Source organism: Bacillus cereus group sp. Bc061, from assembly GCF_027715825.1.
GTDB lineage: Bacteria > Bacillota > Bacilli > Bacillales > Bacillaceae_G > Bacillus_A > Bacillus_A paranthracis.
Genome location: NZ_JAQFTZ010000038.1, coordinates 1 through 553, shown reverse-complemented (window position 1 = coordinate 553; position 553 = coordinate 1). Strand labels below are relative to the sequence as shown.

The window sequence follows — 553 nt, the reverse complement described above, 5'->3', positions numbered from 1 at the left end:
TCCAGTAGCGCCGGTAGCACCTGTGTTACCTTGAACGCCTTGAGGTCCAGTAGCGCCGGTAGCACCCGCTGGTCCTTGAATACCTTGAGGTCCAGTAGCGCCGGTAGCACCCGCTGGTCCTTGAATACCTTGAGGTCCAGTAGCGCCGGTAGCACCTGTGTTACCTTGAACGCCTTGAGGTCCAGTGGCACCAGTAGCACCAGTAGCACCTGTGTTACCTTGAACGCCTTGAGGTCCAGTAGCGCCGGTAGCACCCGCCGGCCCTTGAACGCCTTGAGGTCCAGTGGCACCAGTAGCACCTGTATTACCTTGAACGCCTTGAGGTCCAGTAGCACCAGTAGCACCCGCCGGCCCTTGAGCACCCTGAGGTCCAGTAGCGCCGGTAGCACCCGCCGGTCCTTGAATACCTTGAGGTCCGGTAGCACCAGTAGCACCTGTATTACCTTGAACGCCTTGAGGTCCAGTGGCACCAGTAGCACCTGTATTACCTTGAACGCCTTGAGGTCCAGTAGCACCAGTAGCACCCGCCGGCCCTTGAGCACCCTGAGGTCCA

The 553-nt window shown here is 59.5% G+C and carries 1 pseudogene; it reads right to left on the bottom strand.

Annotated features, from left to right (window positions below):
* Positions 1-553 (bottom strand): annotated as a pseudogene (locus PDQ40_RS28100) (Gly-Xaa-Xaa repeat protein); the annotation flags it as partial.